12 protein-coding genes are annotated in these 15,011 nt (G+C 42.6%); 7 read left to right on the top strand and 5 right to left on the bottom strand.

The window, feature by feature from the left end:
- Nucleotides 1-60: 60 nt before the first annotated feature.
- Nucleotides 61-855 (bottom strand): hypothetical protein, encoded by a 795-nt coding sequence (locus MNR06_RS10125; RefSeq protein WP_243535654.1) that lies wholly within the window; start codon nt 853-855, stop codon nt 61-63.
- Nucleotides 856-1,054: 199 nt separating this feature from the next.
- On the opposite strand from MNR06_RS10125, the gene MNR06_RS10120 reads away from it, so the two are divergent.
- Nucleotides 1,055-2,398 carry an ATP-binding cassette domain-containing protein gene (locus MNR06_RS10120; RefSeq protein ID WP_243535652.1) on the top strand — a complete coding sequence of 448 codons (1,344 nt, stop codon included), beginning with the start codon at nt 1,055-1,057 and terminating at the stop codon, nt 2,396-2,398.
- Nucleotide 2,399: 1 nt separating this feature from the next.
- Here MNR06_RS10120 and MNR06_RS10115 read toward each other — a convergent pair whose 3' ends face one another.
- The 4 genes from MNR06_RS10115 to MNR06_RS10100 all read right to left on the bottom strand — a co-directional run bounded on the left by MNR06_RS10115 (nt 2,400) and on the right by MNR06_RS10100 (nt 8,808).
- Complete coding sequence (locus MNR06_RS10115) at nt 2,400-5,612, bottom strand: DNA polymerase III subunit alpha (protein ID WP_243535650.1); 3,213 nt, start codon at nt 5,610-5,612, stop codon at nt 2,400-2,402.
- Nucleotides 5,613-5,756: 144 nt separating this feature from the next.
- Nucleotides 5,757-7,079, bottom strand: coding sequence for a hypothetical protein (locus tag MNR06_RS10110; RefSeq protein ID WP_243535648.1), 1,323 nt, complete (start codon nt 7,077-7,079; stop codon nt 5,757-5,759).
- Complete coding sequence (locus MNR06_RS10105) at nt 7,027-7,686, bottom strand: RecA family protein (RefSeq protein WP_243535646.1); 660 nt, start codon at nt 7,684-7,686, stop codon at nt 7,027-7,029. The genes MNR06_RS10110 and MNR06_RS10105 overlap by 53 nt, the downstream gene beginning before the upstream one ends.
- A gap of 177 nt (nt 7,687-7,863) precedes the next feature.
- Complete coding sequence (locus MNR06_RS10100; protein ID WP_243535644.1) at nt 7,864-8,808, bottom strand: MerR family transcriptional regulator; 945 nt, start codon at nt 8,806-8,808, stop codon at nt 7,864-7,866.
- Between the two features lie 110 nt (nt 8,809-8,918).
- On the opposite strand from MNR06_RS10100, the gene crtY reads away from it, so the two are divergent.
- From crtY to MNR06_RS10070, 6 genes are all read left to right on the top strand, one after another.
- The gene (gene crtY / locus MNR06_RS10095) at nt 8,919-10,070 is read left to right on the top strand and encodes a lycopene beta-cyclase CrtY (RefSeq protein WP_243535642.1); all 1,152 of its coding nucleotides are present in this window, start codon (nt 8,919-8,921) and stop codon (nt 10,068-10,070) included.
- Nucleotides 10,067-11,068 carry a polyprenyl synthetase family protein gene (locus tag MNR06_RS10090; protein WP_243535640.1) on the top strand — a complete coding sequence of 334 codons (1,002 nt, stop codon included), beginning with the start codon at nt 10,067-10,069 and terminating at the stop codon, nt 11,066-11,068. The genes crtY and MNR06_RS10090 overlap by 4 nt, the downstream gene beginning before the upstream one ends.
- Nucleotides 11,061-12,548 carry a phytoene desaturase gene (locus tag MNR06_RS10085; RefSeq protein WP_243535638.1) on the top strand — a complete coding sequence of 496 codons (1,488 nt, stop codon included), beginning with the start codon at nt 11,061-11,063 and terminating at the stop codon, nt 12,546-12,548. The genes MNR06_RS10090 and MNR06_RS10085 overlap by 8 nt, the downstream gene beginning before the upstream one ends.
- Entirely contained in the window at nt 12,535-13,365 is an 831-nt protein-coding gene (locus tag MNR06_RS10080) for a phytoene/squalene synthase family protein (protein ID WP_243535636.1), read from the top strand. The genes MNR06_RS10085 and MNR06_RS10080 overlap by 14 nt, the downstream gene beginning before the upstream one ends.
- Nucleotides 13,362-13,955, top strand: a complete 594-nt coding sequence (locus MNR06_RS10075; protein WP_243535634.1) for a hypothetical protein — start codon at nt 13,362-13,364, stop codon at nt 13,953-13,955. The genes MNR06_RS10080 and MNR06_RS10075 overlap by 4 nt, the downstream gene beginning before the upstream one ends.
- A 104-nt stretch (nt 13,956-14,059) precedes the next feature.
- On the top strand, nt 14,060-15,010 hold the full coding sequence (locus MNR06_RS10070) for a glycosyltransferase (RefSeq protein WP_243535632.1): 951 nt from the start codon (nt 14,060-14,062) through the stop codon (nt 15,008-15,010).
- The last annotated feature ends 1 nt before the right edge of the window (nt 15,011 follow it).

Below are 15,011 nucleotides of genomic sequence, written 5' to 3'. Positions count from 1 at the left end.
AACCCCATAATGAAGTGGGCTCAATGTACTTTTTCCGGCACTGTCATAACTTTAGACAGCTTAACCCTCATAAGCTTCGATTTTCATCTCGATGGAATAGTCCTTAGATGCTTCTTTTAAGGGGGCAAGCATCCACATCCACTCTTTAAGCTTTTTATAACCTGCGAAGTCCACTGGATAATGGCCTTTATAGATTTCTTCGCCCTTTGGATCGCGGTAGATCACTTCACGGTCGGCATATATAAGCTTTCGCCCCTGGCACTGGCTTAGGTTCTTAAGGTGGTTTTCAGCAAAGGCCGTACAAACCAGGTCTTTTTCTTCTAAGGTCAAAGGGCGTTTTATCTTCTTTTCTAAAGCATCAATCGGAAGTAGGGCTAGTTGGGAAAGTATATTCGCAGAAACGATTAGGTCAGCTTCAAAATGAAAGAGCTTTTCTTTAGTTAGCGCTGATAGAAGCTCTTGAAGATCAGCAAACGAAGTTAGCGCATCAAGCTTATCAAGGCTATTTGATAAGTCCATAGTGATAAGTTTTAAGCGAGAATTTCTTTTTGCTAACCAGTGGTGTTTTAGCGGATGAATCACATCTACCAAAGTGATGCTTTCAAAGTTCTGTACTAAAAGATGCATTGGGATTTCGTGAAGATGCGCACTGCCTAAAATAATCACTGATTTTTTTTGCGGAAGTTTATTGACTGCCTCTAAAAAAAGATCTTGGCAGTTTTTAAGATGAGGAATCCAGATTTTCTTGCAGCGCTCATAACGATGTTGCAAAGCCACTGAGCTATAAAGAAAACCGTATTTCTTGGCGAGGGGGGTTGCCGGATTTAAAAGATAAATAAGCGCTTCACGAATCATGACCCAACGCTAGCATAGGCTGGTTTCTGCTAGGAAGGTAATTTTTCTAGGCTCGTTTGGTTATGAAAATTCCAAAAATCGAGATGTTTTCTCTGGGGTTTTAGACAAAAACTTTGCGCCAAAGAATGTATTGTATTTGACGGCCAATTGCCGTGGCCCATGGCTTGCTTTTTCGGACAGTACTAATCCTGGGGGAGCCATGTTTCGTTTTTTCTATCTGCTAGTAAATAAGAAGTTCGCATTATATTTATTTGTACTTGTAACCGTCCAGCAGGCGCTAGCGGCATTAAGCACGGCGGCTTTAGGTTTAGCGGGTAAAGAAGTCGGCAATGGTACTACTTTTTTAAGTTATGTTATCGCCTTCTTTGTATTTTCAACCTTGCCCCACGTTTTAAATGTGCCGATTCGTAAGATCGAATTTGCTGGTTATCTTGATATTTATTTCGAATATCTTAAAAAGCAACTTTTGCAACATTCCGGTGCTTCAGTTAAATGGCAAAATCACAACAAAAAAGAAAAGTTCCAAACGGCGATCGGCCCCGATGCTGAAGGTTATATTGCGACCGCATCTTTATGTTTTGCTGACATGTACCTATTCGGAGCCCAAATTGTGTTCACCATTGTTTCCCTTTCTATAGTGGTCGATCATACTTTCGCTTGGGCTTATCTGGCTGTGGGGGTTTTAAGTTTTATTCTATTTCAATTTTGCGCAAAAACGTTAGAAAAGTACATCCAGGCTGAACAAACTAATAAGCTTGAATTTTTCAGCTACCTTTTAAAATCTTGGGACAATATTTTTCTAAACAATCCTTCGATCAACCAGGCGTACACGAATAAACTTACTGATAAATTTAGGTTGGCACGAGCGGGTGTGAGTAATTCGGGCTTTGTTTCAGAATCCATTGTCTTACTATTAACCTTGGTTGCGTCGTTGCCAATTTATGCGCTTGTAATTTGGTTGGCTCTTCAGAATTTAAAGAATGCAGCTTATTTGGCGGCGTTGCTTGTAACGGTCCCTAGACAAATTATGGTTATTGGGTATTTCCGCGCTTTCTTCCAGCAAGTTGCTCACTTTAAAGCTGCAATGTTGCGGTTAAATAGCTTAGTTGAGGCTTCAACATTAACCGACACCGAAATCGTTTCAAGAATTTCGATCGCGAAGGTTTCCCTTAATGCTCAACCAGTTGATAGCGTTCAATCAGTTGAAAAAATGGTCAAAGAAAAATCAACCGGTCGTCACGTTATCACTGGTGAAAACGGAGCGGGGAAGTCGACTCTTCTTTTGCATTTAAATTCTGTTTTGCCAGCGTCATTTTATTTGCCATCAGCACCGCAACTTGAAATTGGTCAAGACATGGGGGGCGAATCAACCGGGCAAAGAATGCTGAAGCATTTGGAATTCGTAGGTTCGTTAGATGTGCCCGTATTGTTGTTAGACGAGTGGGATGCAAATCTTGATAAAGACAACCGCGCTTTAGTGTCAGAGGTCTTAGAACAAATTGCCAAAAAGTCCGTCGTCGTCGAGGTCAGACACTCAGGCTAATCTATTGCAACGGCAGCACACGCACAGCGCGAATGTTGATGATGCTGCCGACTTTTTCGACTTGCCCTTGGACTTCTAATAGGGATTTTCCGTAAATAGTCAGACGATCCTTCTGATAGATGTCAGGATGGATAACAATATTCATAAAACCAAATTCATCTTCTAAAGTAATAAAACACATGCCCTTGGCTGTCGGTGGTCTTTGGGTTACCGACACCAAGCCTGCTAGGCGCACCATGGTTTTGTTTTTTAGGCGCACTAAATCATCAGAGCAAAAATAAGGAACAAAGCGTTTGGCGATAAGCTCGTTGTTTTTAGATTTTAAATACGAACGTAAGACCGACATCGGGTGGGAATCCACTGAATACCCCTTGCTATCGTATTCACGGCGCAGGCGATCCCAGTTGGATTCAAAGGGTAAATGTTCATTTTCGTCAGTATCTTCGTCTTCCTGCTCGAATTGTTCTTTGGGGTGCCCCCACAAGAAGCTTTCTTGATCTAGGCTAAGGCTTTCTAAGTGCCACATCAATTCCCGCACGTTGGGATTAAAACAATCAAAGGCTCCAGAGGCGGCAAGTTTAATCAAAGCTGCGCGGGGCAGTTCCGTGCGACGAATGAATTCAGGTAAATCTAAAAACTTGCCATCCGCTTTTCTGCAATCTTCAATTTTGCGCATCAGTTTTTCAGGTAAACCATATAAGGATCTTAAACCCACACGCAAAGCATGGCCTTCAAGGTGAGGTTCTAAAGTATAATCATAGTCAGAGTTCTGCACACACAGCGGGTGCACTTGCACGCCATGGCGTTGGGCCTCAGCGATTAAAGTTCGCGGGGAATAAAAACCCATGGGCTGGCTGTTTAAAAGCGAACACACAAAAACATCAGGATGATGATGTTTTAGGTAGCAGCTAGCATAGGTTAATAAAGCAAAACTCGCCGCATGGCTTTCAGGAAAGCCGTAGTTCGCAAAACCTTCGATGGTTTTATAAATCTGCTCACCATATTCAGCGCTGATATTGTTTTTAGCAAGACCATCCATGATGCGTTTTTTTACGCCATTCATGGTGGCCTTCTTACGCCACGCTGACGACATAATTCGACGAAGCTCATCAGCTTCACCTGGGGTAAAGTCAGCCGCGACAATGACGATCTTCATCACTTGCTCTTGGAAAATCGGAATGCCGTGGGTTTTATGTAAGATCGGAATTAAATCTTTATGGGCATAAGTGACTTTTTCTAAGCCTTGTCTGCGTCGTAAATACGGATGGACCATTCCGCCTTGCAAAGGGCCGGGACGAACAAGGGCGACTTCAATAACCAAGTCATAAAAAGTTCTAGGCAACATGCGCGGCAAAGTATTCATCTGCGCGCGGGATTCGATTTGAAAGACTCCCACAGTATCAGCCTTACAGATCATATCGTAAGTGGGGGCGTCTTCCTGGGGAAGAGTCGCTAAATTATAATCTAAACCCTTATGATCTTTTAAAAGATCAAAACACTTTCTTAAAGCGGTCAGCATCCCTAAACTTAGAACGTCGATCTTCATAAGCTTTAAAGTCGCGACGTCATCTTTATTCCATTGAATAACGTAACGGCCATCCATGGTGGCTTTTTCAACGGGCACCATTTCAGTGATGGGATCTTGAGTGATTAAAAATCCACCGGTATGAATCCCTAAGTGACGGGGAAAGCCGCGCAGTTGTTGCGCTAAATTTAAAAACATCTGCCATTCGTGGGGTTCTAAACCAAAGCGGCCTGCCACGGTGGGATCTAAAAGTCGATCCATCCCATCTCGGCCCATAAACTTAATCATGGCGTTGATTTTTTCTAAAGGAATGCCAAAAACTTTCGCAGCCTCACGAATCGCCATGCGCGAACGATAACGGATCACGGTGCACACCATGGCAGCATGACGCTCGTTGTATTTTTCATAGATGTGCTGAATCACTTCTTCGCGGCGGCTGTGTTCAAAGTCGATATCAATGTCCGGAGGCTCGCGCCGTTCGCGGGAAATAAAGCGTTCAAACAAAAGGTCAATCTTTGTGGGATCCACCGATGTCAGCCCAATACAAAAACACACCACCGAGTTCGCCGCAGATCCACGCCCTTGATGCAAAATATTTCGGCTAGCAGCAAAGTCACAAATTTCTTTTAATGTCAGAAAATAATCTTCGTACTCAAGCTCTTTAATAAGATTCAATTCATACTCAATCATCTTATTAATTTTGTCGGGCACACCTTGCGGATATCTTTTTTTTGCGCCTTCAAAAGCAAGATTTCTTAAATGTTCTGACTGAGTTAATCCTTGCGGAAGTTGTGAATGCGGATAGCGATAACGAATCTCATCCAGGCTGAAACCCACACGTGCAGCGATTTCCACAGTTTTTTCCACAAGGTCGATTCGATCCTGCCACAGGTAAGAAATCTCATCGATGCTCTTTAAACAGCGTTCTGCATTTTGAATTAATTTGTTTTTCGCATCCTTCAAAGTGGTGTGATGAAGAATACATGTTAGGACATCAAACAAAGGTTTGCGCTCGGTTGAATGCATGAATGGCCGTTGTGTAACGAAAAGCCGGGCTTGATATTTTTCTTCTAAAGCAAAAGCCTGTTTGCAGAATTCTTGGGATTCCCAAGTAAGATCGCGCCAAATAGGAATATACAAGCGATCATCAAAAATTTTTTCTAAACGCTCGTAACGTTCATCACTGACAGGCGGTAAAGCAAAACACATTAATCCCTGACTGTATTTTTCAATTTGTTCTAAAGTTAATTTAGAAAAACCTTTAGCCGCCTGACGTTTACCTAAAGTTAAAATCTCACAAAGATGAGAGTAACCTTGTTTGTTCAGCGGAACTAAAGTGACAGAGGTTTCATCAGTCAAAGTGACTTCAGTGCCAATAAGATAGTGAAAACCTTCCTTGGCCTTCACTGAAGCCGTAAATAACGAAGGTGATTGCGCCGTCTGAAATCCGCGCACAACACCATAAAGACCATTTAAATCACAAATCGCTAATCCATCATAACCATAATGAATAGCTTCTTGAACCATCTCTTCAGGATGTGAAGCCCCTTGCAGAAAAGAAAAATTGCTGCGCCCTAAAAGCTCAACAAATCCCTTCGCACGAACACGTTTCACCGGAAGATTGCTCTTAACCCCCGGTTGCGCCGGCAAGTTTCGCAATGTCCCTGATCGCATAATATGATGACTCATAAGCAACCGCTCTGCGCATAACCGAAATGGTCAAAAACGCCCAGATGCAAGGCGGAGGTGGTTACCGCAGTGGAGGCGTGGCAGCGCCACGTCGGAGCGAGGACATCCGCCGACAACGCAGTCAGCTGGGTGTTTTTCACCATTTCAGTCAAAGTATCCATGTAAGTACACCTGGGAGTTTATGCGATCCTTAAATACCCACAGAAGTTGACCTTGATGAGAGAGCGCAAAGTAGTAATCTCGATTTTTTAAATCCTGCACACTTATCTGCCACCATGAAGATTCGATTCTTTCACTTGGCAAGGCTGAAACAAAACGCAGTCGTCCGGCTTCGGCTGGAGTCAGTGGTTGAGGTTTATCTAATAATAATGAAGGCCTTGGGCTTCCCGAAAGACCTTTGGCGTAAACGGTTTTAATTTGTAAAGCATCGTCTTGGCGTTCGACCAAGTCGCTAGCTTTAAAATCTTCCGGCCAATCCGTAACTAAGCTAAAGCTTTGTTCAGGAAAGTGACTGGCTTCCATTTGCAAAAAACCCATGTCACATTGGGCTTGTTTGGCAAAACTGATCAAACGGCGCCAACGATCTTCGGTGTTATCGCGTGGTTCAAAGAAATCCAGTTGTTGAACTTTTTCTGGCACGTCGAAAATAGAAATCTCAAACTCACGAATGGGATTTTCTAAAGTCATTAATGACATTTTCTTTTCAAGCAAATCCGTAAAAAGTTCCTGATCACGGGTGGGGCTGACGGGTTCAATACATAAGGAATGCTTTTTATCGGAATACTCACAGTGCAGAATCAATTCCATTCTTTGCGCGTATCGGGAAAGTCCGTTTAAACGCGCAAATAAAATATCCAAATGGGGTTTGATCCGATTCATTAATAACGGGACAACGCCTAAGGGATCATCCAAGTAGCCATAGCCCACAAGAGGGTCGCGAGGAATAAGAGGTGAAATGACTTGAACGTCTTGAGAATGCAAACGATTCCAAAGTAAAACACCGAAATCCCCCCATCTTTCACGCAGCGAATTCAAACGAAAGTTTAAAACATCCTCAAGGCCATAAACCCCTAAGGTGTGAAAAAACGAAATCATGTGCTCCACCGGGCGTTTCTGTGCCCATGGGTGAAGTCCTTCTAGGTCTTTTAATGCATCTAAACCTAAGCCTTTAAAACTTTCCTGCTCTTTACCGCGAGTAGCGATATAAGACGGGCGCCATTTCGCCAGCATCTGCGCTGCCGCTGCTGAATCAGCAATGGCAACAGAGGGATCTGCCGAAAAGTTTCGCGCAATTTCCAAAGCTTTTATTAACAAAGGTTTTTCGCCACCCAGTAAGTGCGCCGTGGATTCGATGTCCACAAAAATAAATTGCGGAAAGCGAAACTGCACGCGCGGACTAAGCAATAAAAACGCTTCAGCCGAGGAGCTTTCTTGTGGCGTCTTTAAATTGATGCATAAAGTTCGCATGGATCATGCTCCCGGCAATGTTAAAAGGGGTTGGACGATGAAGGGCCCTTTGAATGGTGATAAAGTCCCTTTGAAAATGAATGATCAAACTAAAAAGTGGATTTACGAATTTTGAAACTTTCTGATTTACGAAAATCAAAGCGACCTTATGCAAACGGCACAGACGTTTTAATTTTTGCAGTTGATGGTTTTTTAAAAACAGATCTTTTAGATTGCAGCCGATCACTTCAAATAAAGAACTTGTGATCAATTCCTGCAGTAACCAAAAAAGCTGATCTTTTTCTGTGGGCTCTTTCACCACTAAAAGTTTTTTAAGATTTATTTTTTGGCTGTTTAAGTGAGCCGGAAAGATTTGCGAGTCGCCGTTAATCCATGCAGCCCATTTGTTTTGCGCGTGAACTTGTTGAACCAGGCGCACCCATAAAGACGTCGCTCCGGTTCCAGGCAGTCCTTGAAGCAAACTAAGATCGCCTTGGGGGATTCCACGCCATAAAAGAAAATCATCCACCACCCGCACACCGGTGGGTAGACCTGGGGGAGGCTGGAGTTGTTCAGCCGTCACAAAAGGGATGTTTGCAAATTCGGGAAGGGCAAGGGGACTGCTCATACGCTCTCCATTTACATATAAATTACTATGTAAATTATATGTAAGTCAAAGAACGGGTTTGAGTTTTTAAATTTCTTAATGGGTTTTTAAAAAGTCCATAAATTTCAATAAGAAAGCTTTGCTTCGATTCTAGACCCAGTCACCTGCAGCAAGCTGAAAACCCCTCATTTTAGCAAATTACCCATCCACTTTGTCCTGCCAAAGGCGCAAAGCCTGATCGAAGAACTTTAAGTTCTGAATCAGACGAACTCGTGATGTTTGCTCAAACTCCACTTCAAAAGCTCGCATGCCCCCGTACCAGAGCATTGTTGAATCAGGAAGATTGGTGAGGGTCGTATTTAGAAAAGAATGAATCTCTGAAATTTTAAGTACAGAACGCGGAGCCGAAAGACCCACCACCACCAAAGGTGAAGCCGTCACTTGCGCCGCACGCACCACTGATTCAGCTGGAAGATTTGGGCCCAAGTAAAAAACTTGGAATCCATTTAGAACTGCTAAGACTGCACAAATTAGAATTCCAAACTCGTGAAGATCACCTTCAGGGCTGCAGAAAATTATCGGAGTTTGATTTTGCAGATTATTAAACTGCTCAGAAGCATACAGCAAGGCCGATAGCGAATTACGTACAATCGCAGATGCTGTGTGCTCGTGAAAAACATCAAGCTCCCCATTGATGACCTTATCCCCAAGTATTTTTAAAAGGGGAGATACGATCTCAATTAAATAAGTGCGAGTATCAAACTCAAGCTGAGTCCTTTTAAGTAAACTAGTAAATTTAGATAAGTTCAGTTCAACCAATTCTTGTACAAGAAGATTTACATAAACGGCGGGTGTTTTTTCAGAAACGAAGAAATGTTGGCGACCATTTGATTGTTCAGCAGAGTCATGAAAAAGGCGGCCCAGCTTAGAAATGCTTAGCGGAGCAATATCTTTAATCGCATGACCACGCAGCCGTAATTGATTTAACAAACGCAGTTTTTCAACTTCCTCTAAATTGTACAGACGACGACCTGAGGTATTTCTTTTCGGAGCGATGGCGCTGTAGCGCTTTTCCCAAGAACGAAGTGTGAATTCCGATATTCCGGTGATTTCTGCTACAGCCTTGATCGTTAACTTTTCCATGGGCGCAAATATTCTACGCTCTCCGGCATTTGTCTAGGTTTTGTCTAATTGTATTTCGACAAAGTCGTGGGGCCATCTTGACTGAAATTAAACAGATGTTAGTCAGGGGTATGGGTATAAAAAATACCGTTCTGAAAAGTGCGGACGTCATTATCGTGGGAGCTGGCTTAAGTGGTTGCCTTATGGCGTGGTTCCTAAAGCAACGCCAGCCCGAACTTTTCATACAGATCTTTGAACAATCAAATGATCTGCCTTTGAAGCGTACCTGGTCCTTTCACCAAAGCGATGTTAGCGACAACTATTTAAATATCAAGTCCCTGATTTCTAAAGAGTGGCAAGAACATACGGTTCACTTTGCCTCCTACTATAGAAACTTGACCGGCAGATATGCGTCCATCCGACCTGAAGACCTTAGTAATAAAATAAAGAATGAATTTGCCGGTCAAATTTTCTTTAACACTGAAATAGTCAGCGTCGATGAGGCAGCAATTACAACTGCTGATGGTTCCGTTCACAAAGCCAATTGTATCATCGATGCAAGAGGGCCAGAGACCCTCACCACCAAGTGTGGTTATCAGAAATTTTTAGGACTTCACCTGCAGACGAAAACTGCCCACGGTTTGCAGAATCCGATCATCATGGATGCTACAGTAAAACAGACTGACGGTTACCGCTTCATGTATGTATTGCCATGGTCAGAAACTGAGCTTTTGATTGAAGACACTTATTATAGCGAAAGTTCGCTGATGGATAACGAGTTTCTGCGAAAAGAAATTCTGAATTACGTTTCAAGTAAAGGTTGGCAGGTACAAAAGATCCTAGATGAAGAAACTGGAGTTCTGCCGATTCCTTTCTTTCAGTCTCAATCAAATGAAAAGAAGTTAGCTGTGATCGGTGCCCGAGGCGGATTCTTTCATCCTGTCACGGGATATTCTCTTCCCGAAGCTGTTAAGATCGCTGACCGAATCAGCCAGTTAAAAAATCCAAGTACTGCGGCGGCTCGGACGGTCCTAAACAGATATCGAAATGAACAGTATTGGCAAAAGAGATATTTTTATCTTTTAAATCGTTTACTGTTTCAGGCAGCTCAACCAAATGAACGTTTTAAAATCTTTGAGCGATTCTATTCTTTGCCGGAGTCGCTGATTGCAAACTTTTATCGAGCTTCATTATCTAACGCCGAAAAAATTAGAATTCTAAGTGGGAAACCTCCAGTGCCGGTAACTGAAGCGCTGAAGTGTTTAATTAATTCAGGAGTATGATGGAACAATCATTAAATCTTAAAGATATCTTCCGTCTAAATTCTGACTATGAGATAGACGATCTGATCGATAAGACTTTGCTGGACCCAGTCCAAGAATTCTTTTCGCGACCTAAAAAGGATTTGCGTGGGCAATTAGTGCAGTTGGGTTTTAGTATTGCGAAACGAAATTCATCTGTTTCAGACGAAAAAATAGATGAGCTGAGTCAGCATGCAAGTCACATTATTGAAATGATTCACGCAGGATCGTTGGTCGTGGATGACATTCAAGACGGTAGCCTTTATCGTCGCGGTAAAAAGACGCTACATCACCTGCACGGGCTGCCAGTGGCTTTAAACGCTGGGAATTGGCTCTATTTTATCCCTTTTACCTATATCGGTAAGTTAGACATCAGTGAAGAGAATCGCAGTCGTTTGATGCAAGAGTGTCTGCAAACTTTGGTGCAAGGGCATTATGGTCAGGCACTTGATGTGGGTACTTCGGTTCATACTTTGACCCAAGATCGTATTGAATCCGTTTCAAGAGCAGCCATGGAGCTAAAATCAGGCGCCCTTGTTAGTTTAGCCCTAAAAATGGGAACGCTTCTTCTGGGGGGCACCGAAGACTATTTAGAAAAACTAGATTATTGGGGAAGAAAGATTGGTCTTTCACTGCAAATGTTTGACGACCTTGGAAATATTCATTCACGCAAAAATCCAGTGAAGCGCTGTGAGGATTTAAAGCTGCATCGGATTGGTCATATCTTCAGTGTTTGTTCTAAAGCTATGACACCCGAAGAATTTTCTCTGTTCCTAAATCTGACTTCGCAGTTGCCAAAAACCAACGACAAGGTCGAAGACATGCTGAAAACCTTTGATATCGAGAAAAAGGCATTTGTCGCCGCCGTTCAGTTCTTAAATGAAACAACCAGCAAGCTCAGTCGCGAACTGCAATTGCAGGTGGATGAATTTAACCAACTATTGCTTATTACAAATAAATTGTTAGGTGCTTATGATTAGAAAAAATATCGCAGTTATTGGAAGTGGATTCGGTGGTTTGGCTGTTGCAATTCGCCTGCAAGCCCAGGGCCATCAAGTTACTATTTTTGAAAAACAAGATCAGCCGGGTGGGCGCGCTGCTGTATTTAAAGAAAACGGTTTTACCTTTGATGCAGGTCCCACGGTGATTACAGCGCCAGAGACCTTGGAAGAACTTTTCTCAATAGCTGGCAAATCCATGAAGGATTACGTCGAGCTTTTACCGGTGACTCCATTTTACAAATTATTTTGGGAAGATGGTTCTGTCTTTGATTATTGTGGGGATTTAGAAAAAACGAAGTCACAAATTCGTAAATTTTCACCGATGGACGAAGCTGGGTACTTGGAGTTCCTAAAGTACAGCAAAGAAGTTTATCACGAAGGTTACGAAAAACTTGCGGCAGAACCTTTCCTAAATTGGTGGAGTATGGTGAAGGTAGCGCCTCAGCTTGCAAAATTAAGAGCTGATAAATCGGTTTACCAAATAGTCAGCCAATACATCAAAGACGATCGCCTGCGCCAGGCGTTTAGCTTTCACAGCTTGCTTGTTGGGGGCAATCCCTTTTCTACTTCTTCCATCTACACTTTGATTCACTATTTAGAACGGGCGGGCGGGGTCTTTTTCCCTAAGGGCGGAACTGGTGCATTAGTGCAAGGTTTAGTACGTTTGTTCCAAGATTTAGGCGGCGTTATTAGCTTAGGTAATCCCGTTGAACGCATCACAACTAACTTTGGCAAAGTAACGGGCGTTGTTTCTAAACTGCATGGCCCGCAAACTTTTGATTTGGTTATAAGTAATGGCGACGTGGTTCATACTTATAAACAGCTTTTGCAACATGAATCATTGGCTCAGCCTACAGCAGAGAAGTTAGAAAAAATGCGCCATAGTATGTCTTTGTTCCTGATCTATTTTGGTACAAAGAAAACTTATCCAGAACTTGCCCATCATAATGTGATGTTTGGTCCGCGCTATCAGGCACTTTTGAATGATATTTTCTTTAAAGGTCAATTGCCGAATGATTTCTCATTGTATCTGCATGCACCGACAAGATCCGATGCCAGTCTTGCGCCAGAAGGTCATGAAGCATTTTACGTGCTTTCACCAGTATCTCATTTAGGCAACATGGATATTGACTGGGATGTTGAAGGACCTAAATATGCGGAAAAGATCCTGAACTATCTTGAAGCTCGCTATTTGCCGGATCTAAAACAAAATCTGGTCGTGCAAAAAATCTTTACCCCAAAAGATTTTAGTAAAAATTTAAACGCCCACGTTGGCTCGGCGTTTTCACTTGAACCGATTCTTACGCAAAGTGCTTTCTTCCGTACTCATAATAAAGACGATAAACTTAAAGGCTTATATTTTGTGGGGGCGGGAACCCATCCTGGCGCGGGCGTACCAGGGGTTATTTCATCTGCAAAAGCGACTGCTAAAGTGGTGATGAGTGATGCAGGATTCTAAGACGGTCATCGCTACCGGATCAAAGAGCTTTTATTTTGCTAGTTTGTTTTTCACAAAGAAAAATAAACTGGATTGCTGGATTCTTTATCGGTGGTGTCGCTACTGTGATGACCAAATTGATCAGGCAGTGAATCAGGAAGCAGCAAAAGACGTTTTGCAGTTGTTAACCACCAACACTGAACAGGCTTATATTGTTCCTGGCAAAGATGACCAAAGTCTTTTCACGGAAGTCGCGGCTGTTTTCAGACAGCATCAGATTCCATTTGAATACCCCCAAAGTCTGCTGGCAGGTTTTGCTATGGATGTTGAAAATAGACGTTATCAATCTTTACAGGATTTAGAGCTTTATGCTTATCGGGTGGCGGGTGTTGTTGGATTAATGATGACAAGAATCCTGGGAGTAAAATCAACTGCAGCAAATCATCATGCTATAGCCATGGGAAATGCCATGCAGCTTACAAATATTGCCCGTGATGTCGCAGAAGATTTCAATCGCGGACGTATTTATCTTCCAGAACAATGGATCTATGAAACACGTATTATGCCTGAATGGATTTTAAGTGACCAAAACAAAGAAGATACTTACAAGATTGTATTACGTCTTCTTGATCGCGCTGATGAGCTTTATTCTGAAGGACGAAAGGGCTTAAAATATTTACCGTTGCGGGCTCGTCTTGCAGTTTCAATCGCTTCACACATCTATCAGCATATCGGAACTAAGATTAGAAAGAAGGGCCCGGGGGCTTTAAGCTCTCGCACTGTGGTCACGGCGACAGAAAAAATTTGCTTAGCGGTTAGAGGAGTCTTTGCCCTATGAATTCAGCACAAAACACCTTCTGGCAAGATACAGTGATTTACGTTTCAAGAATTAAAGAATTCAGTCGCATAGACTGGATCGTCTATGTGGCTTGGATTGGAATGATGGTGGGGCTCTTAGCCTGCATCACGTTGTTTTTATATGCCGGGCATAGTGGCGGTGTTCAATATCCTGTATATGTCTGGAATATTCCCATCGGCACCTTCATTTTTGTTTCAGCCATTGCTTTAGATACGATCGGCCATCGCACTGTTTATAAAGAAGCCCTTCAAGGCGGAGAAGCCTTAGTTCATCACATTACAATTTTCTTTGGTGTCACAAGCGTGGTGGGTCTTTGCCTTGCTTATAATCACGGTGAAGTACTGCACACACCAATCCTTGTACTGATCGCTTTAAGTGTAGTTTACAGTTTGGTTGATGAAGTGATGCACTGGCGACGATATCTTCTTTCAAAATCAGATCGAGTTGAAATGTGGAGCCATGTCTTCATTTTAACGGGCCATATGATTATGATCTTTTCTTGGTGGCATTGGTTTACTCAAGGGTATCCGGGCGTAACTGAAACTTTAAAAGTGCTACAGCAACTATGAATTTAGAAACAATACTTTCCCTTTTGGGACTTAGTATTTTGTTTTATCGTAGTAAGCCTTTAAGGCGGCATTGTCGACACGGCCTTGCCCAAAATCTGCCGCTAGTGTCGATAATAATTCCGTGCCGAAATGAAGAAAAAAATATCGGCACGTTGTTAACAAGTTTAAGTAAATCTACTTATCCGCAGCTTGAAATCATCGTTGTTGATGATTCTTCTTCTGATAATACGGCAGTGGTCGCTAAGTCCTTTTCACAGGTTAAAGTTTTAAGTGCAGAGTCTAAACCGGCGGGATGGGTGGGTAAGAATTGGGCCTGTTGGACAGGAGCTTTAAAAGCGCAAGGGGAGCTTCTTTTATTCACAGACGCCGATACCATTCACAATGATGGTTTAGCTAACGCTGTTAGCTTTTTTACTTTAAAAAAGGCCGATTTAATTTCGGCCCCGCCTTTCCATCAATGCAAACTATGGTGGGAAAAATTTCTTGGCTTTTTCCATATACTTCCTCTTCTAGTCACGGCCTACGGGGACCAGCCTAAGCCAGGAAGAGTGTTCGCCATTGGCCAATACATGCTTTGTACTAAGCAAAGCTATTTTAAAACAGGTGGCCATAAAGCAATAGCGCAAAGCCTTGTCGATGATATTGATCTAGCCACACTTTGGATGAAAGAAGGCTACGTTTATCATGTGATGCCTGATTTTAATTTATACCAAGTGCAAATGTACTCCTCCTTTAAAGAATTCTTATTAGGATGGAAAAGACTATTGCGACTTGGATTGCAGCGAAGCTCGGTGCTAGCAACTTTAGAGCTTCTGCTTATATTTAATCTGTTTTTAGCTGCAAGAGACGTAAAGACCTTAGGCGCTGCGGCTGCGGGAATATTGCTAGTCGCCTTAGTGCAAAGAAAGAACGGAAGATTTTATTTAATAGGAGCTTTGCTCGTTCCACTGAATATTATTCTTTTTACTTTCATCACAGCGACTTCATTATTAGACGTCTTGCGAGCAAAGAAAATTCAGTGGAAAGAGCGCGAGTACAGTAATTCTGAAACCTGAA

The organism is Bdellovibrio reynosensis, assembly GCF_022814725.1.
GTDB lineage: Bacteria > Bdellovibrionota > Bdellovibrionia > Bdellovibrionales > Bdellovibrionaceae > Bdellovibrio > Bdellovibrio reynosensis.
This window is presented reverse-complemented; position numbering and strand designations above follow the sequence as displayed.